This window comes from uncultured Mucilaginibacter sp. (assembly GCF_903913935.1).
Taxonomy (GTDB): domain Bacteria; phylum Bacteroidota; class Bacteroidia; order Sphingobacteriales; family Sphingobacteriaceae; genus Mucilaginibacter.
In genome coordinates, this window is sequence record NZ_CAIWNH010000027.1 from 1 (window position 1) to 4,476 (window position 4,476).

The following is a 4,476-nucleotide window of genomic DNA, read 5'->3' on the forward strand; positions in this document are numbered from 1 at the left end:
AATTTTCCACCTGGGCCCTTTGATGGCCGACGATATTTCGTTGTAACTGATCAGGGAATTGGCTAAAAAAGGGAAGATCAGCCTCGATGTACAGGGGTACCTGCGCGAGGTTGTTGATTTTAAGGTAAACGCAACGGGCTGGCCGCAAAACATTGAAGCGCTGCAATACGTTGATATTTTAAAAGCCGATGTAGCCGAACTGAAAGCATTAACCGGCTGTGAAACTGTGGAGGAAGGTGCTAAATTGGTTGCCGGATGCTGCGTAAAAGAAGTGATCATTACCAATGGCAGCAACGGTTCGGTAATTTATACTGACGGGGTGTTTTACAATATTCCTGCATATCAGCCTGAAACCGTCATTGATGCCACAGGCTGCGGTGATACCTATATGGCTGGTTATTTGTACCAAAGGAACAAAGGGGCCGGGATACAACAAGCCGGCGAGTTTGCTGCGGCGATGGCTGGGTTAAAGACTGCCGCAGCGGGGGCATTTGTGGGGACTGAGGAGGATGTGACGCGGTTTTGGAAGAGCTTTTATTAGGAATTTGTTTTTTAAAGCCCTCTCCCCTGGAGAGGGTTGGGTGAGGCACAAAAAAAGGCTTGAGAATTACTCCCCATGCCTTTTACAGATTAAACAATGTGATATTTTATTCGCCAGAGGTGGCGTGTTCATGAACTCCTTCTTCGCGGAAAAGTTTCGCGCTGAAATAGTCGTTGTTCATTTTGCTGATATTGGTCATTTTGATCTCTTTAGGGCACTCCGCTTCGCAAGCGCCGGTGTTGGTACAATTACCAAAACCTTCGGCATCCATTTGGGCTACCATCGCCTGTACGCGGCTCCAGCGCTCAGGCTGACCTTGCGGCAACATCGCCAACTGGGTTACCTTAGCTGAAACAAACAACATGGCCGAGGCATTTTTACAAGCTGCAACGCAGGCGCCGCAACCAATACAGGTAGCAGAGTTAAAGGCTTCATCAGCAATTACTTTTGGAATTGGTGTGGCATTGGCATCGATGGTAACACCGGTATTAACCGAAACAAAGCCACCGGCTTGCTGGATCCTGTCGAACGAAGAACGGTCAACGGCCAAATCTTTAATTACCGGGAAAGCAGCAGCGCGCCATGGTTCAATCACAATGATCTCGCCATCATGAAAACTGCGCATATGCAGCTGGCAGGTGGTTATAGCGCCTTTAGGCCCATGCGGGCGCCCGTTGATGTACAGCGAGCACATTCCGCAGATCCCTTCGCGGCAGTCATGGTCAAAATTAATAGGTTCTTCCCCTTTATGGATCAGGCCTTCATTCACCACATCCAGCATTTCAAGGAACGACATATCCGGCGAAATGCCTTCGGCTTTATAAGTTACAAACGCGCCTTTGGTGTCGGCATTTTTCTGCCTCCAGATCTTCAGCGTTAAATTCATATTTCCTGCACTCATGTTTTTAAGTCTTGAGTCTTGAGTCTTAAGTCTTGAGTCGACTAATGACTCAGGACTTTAGACTTAAGACTTTATTTATAACTACGTTGTGTTAAATGGACGAATTCAAAGTCCAGTATTTCTTTATTTAATACTTCAGGTTGGTTATCGCCTTTATATTCCCATGCGGCAACAAAAGTAAAATTATCATCATCCCGCAGGGCCTCACCTTCCGGTGTTTGCGATTCCAGTCGGAAGTGACCGCCGCATGATTCACGCCGCATTAAAGCATCGTCAACCATCAATTCGCCAAGTTCGAGGAAATCGGCCACGCGGCCTGCTTTTTCGAGGGCGGTGTTTACTTCTTCATTGTCGCCTAAAACAATAGCATTCTTCCAGAAATCGGCTCTGAGTTCATGGATCATTCCCTTTGCTTTGGTCAGGCCTTCTGCCGTACGCGCCATTCCGCAATACTCCCACATGATGTGACCCAGCGCGCGGTGATATTCGTCGACGGTTTTATTACCTTTTAAAGCCAAAAGTTTGTTGATCCGTTCAATCACTTCCTGTTTCGTTTTTTCGAAAGCAGGGTGTTTGGTATCCACTGGTTTTGGACCGATTGTAGCCAAATAATCACCTAAAGTATAAGGGATCACAAAATAACCATCTGCTAAGCCCTGCATCAATGCAGAAGCGCCCAGGCGGTTCGCGCCGTGATCGCTAAAATTACATTCGCCTAAAGCATATAAACCAGGTACAGTAGTGCTCAGGTTATAATCAACCCATAAGCCACCCATGGTATAGTGAACTGCCGGGTAAATCCGCATTGGCTGTGTGTAGGGGTCCTCGTTCGTGATCTGGTAATACATGTCGAACAGGTTACCATATTTTGCAGCTACGGCATCCTTACCGAGCCGTTGTATTGACTCGGCAAAGTCGAGGAATACTGCTACCCCTGAACCGCCTACGCCACGTTTTTCGTCCACCACTTCTTTGGCATTCCTTGAGGCCACATCGCGTGGTACAAGGTTACCGAAGGATGGATATTTTCTTTCCAGGAAGTAATCGCGGTCATCTTCCTTCACCTCGCTGGCTTTTATAGCACCTTTACGCAACTGCTCGGCAACGGCGGTGGTTTTTGGCGCCCAAACCCGTCCATCATTACGCAGGGACTCTGACATCAGCGTTAATTTCGACTGGTGGTCGCCCGTTACCGGGATACAAGTGGGGTGAATTTGGGTGAAACATGGATTGGCAAAAAACGCGCCGCGTTTGTGTGCCCTCCAGGCTGCCGTAACATTTGAACCCATGGCATTGGTCGACAAATAAAATACGTTGCCATAACCACCGGTGCATAGCAATACTGCATGTGCCGAATGGGTGTCGATGCTTCCGTTTATTAAATTACGTGTAACAATACCTTTTGCCTGCCCGTCAACCAAAACAACATCCAGCATTTCGGTACGGGTGTACATTTTTACCTTACCCAAATGGATCTGGCGGTTTAAGGCTGAATAGGCACCCAGCAATAACTGCTGCCCGGTTTGGCCCCTGGCATAAAACGTACGCGATACCTGCGAACCACCAAATGAGCGGTTATCCAGCAAGCCGCCGTATTCGCGTGCAAATGGTACGCCCTGTGCCACGCACTGGTCGATGATGTTTACAGATACTTCAGCTAAACGATAAACATTGCCTTCACGGGCGCGGTAATCGCCGCCCTTAATGGTATCATAAAACAGGCGGTAAACGCTGTCGCCATCGTTCTGGTAATTTTTGGCAGCATTGATACCACCCTGCGCAGCAATAGAGTGCGCACGGCGCGGACTGTCCTGGAAACAAAATGCTTTAACATTATAGCCCAGTTCGGCCAGCGATGCAGCTGCTGCGCCACCGGCAAGCCCTGTACCTACCACAATTACATCGTATTTGCGTTTGTTGGCCGGGTTAACCAGTTTTAAGTTAAATTTATGCTTGCTCCATTTTTCGGCTAATGGACCTTCAGGAATTTTAGCATTTAATAAACTCATTTTTTCAGTATTTACGATTTTAGAATTACGAGTTACGATTTTGGATTGCTGAATTCATCATCCCGAAACCGTGTGTCGTAAATAAAATATCTTGTTATCTGGTGAAATAATAATAAACCGGCATTGCCGCAAAACCTAAGGGGATAATTACTGCAAACAGCCAGGTCCCGATAAAAGAGACAATTGGCGTGTACTTGCGATGTACCCATCCCAGTGTGCGGAATGCACTTTGAAATCCATGTTTCAGGTGAAACGATAAGGTGCCCATCGCAATCACATAAAATATCACGTAGATCAAATTGCTGAAACTGCTTGCCACACGTGCATGCAGGTCTTTTACCCTCACTATCTCGAAATTATTTTCAGTAGTAACCGATTTTTCGAAGGTTGGTGATGTCGGGTTATAAGGAACCGCAGTTGTTTCGTCTGTTGCCAGGTTAGTTTTGTATTCAATAAACCCAACTTTGCCGCTGTATTTGTAGTTGTACCAAAAATCGCTCATGTGGATCACAATGAACAAAAACAGGATGGAACCCAACAGCCCCATGTTTTTTGACGACCAATCGGCATTTTTACTGCTCACTTCGGCATAGCGCACCGGCCTTGCTTTGCGGTTTTTAATGGTTAAAACCAGGGCATAAATGGCATGCACCAGTATGGTTGCGTAAAGCAGGTAAGCAATAACTTCAATTGGTGGGAAATGGGTAAGGAAGTTGGCATATACGTTAAAGCCAAAACCATTATCGTTTTTAAATAACAACAGGTTACCGCCAAGGTGTACAATCAAAAAAGTACACAAAAACAAGCCCGTTAAAGCCATGATCAGCTTCTTCCCCAACGATGAGTTAAAGGTTTGTTTAAATTCGCTCATTATAGTTCAGATTTATTCGGCAAAAGTATTTATTAAATACCAAAAGATATAAATGGATTTGGCTATTTGAAGGGTATTTGGTTATTTAGAAACAATCTAAAAAAGTAGTGTTAAAAGCCAAGTGCCGACAAAGGTTTTATTTTTACTAAAAAAA

General features: G+C 45.8%; 4 protein-coding genes. 1 reads left to right on the plus strand and 3 read right to left on the minus strand.

Features of this window, described 5'->3' with window-relative positions:
* The first annotated feature begins 58 nt into the window (after positions 1-58).
* Positions 59-541, plus strand: coding sequence for a carbohydrate kinase family protein (locus QZY09_RS01080; protein WP_295667024.1), 483 nt, complete (start codon positions 59-61; stop codon positions 539-541).
* A gap of 106 nt (positions 542-647) precedes the next feature.
* On the opposite strand, the gene QZY09_RS01085 is transcribed toward QZY09_RS01080, so the two are convergent.
* The 3 genes from QZY09_RS01085 to QZY09_RS01095 form a co-directional block, all read right to left on the minus strand.
* Positions 648-1,442: a succinate dehydrogenase/fumarate reductase iron-sulfur subunit gene (locus QZY09_RS01085; RefSeq protein WP_295667027.1), complete on the minus strand. Its 795-nt coding sequence runs from the start codon at positions 1,440-1,442 to the stop codon at positions 648-650.
* 71 nt (positions 1,443-1,513) lie between these two features.
* Positions 1,514-3,451 (minus strand): fumarate reductase/succinate dehydrogenase flavoprotein subunit, encoded by a 1,938-nt coding sequence (locus tag QZY09_RS01090; protein WP_295667030.1) that lies wholly within the window; start codon positions 3,449-3,451, stop codon positions 1,514-1,516.
* Between the two features lie 94 nt (positions 3,452-3,545).
* Positions 3,546-4,322 (minus strand): succinate dehydrogenase cytochrome b subunit, encoded by a 777-nt coding sequence (locus QZY09_RS01095; protein ID WP_295667033.1) that lies wholly within the window; start codon positions 4,320-4,322, stop codon positions 3,546-3,548.
* Positions 4,323-4,476: the final 154 nt, after the last annotated feature.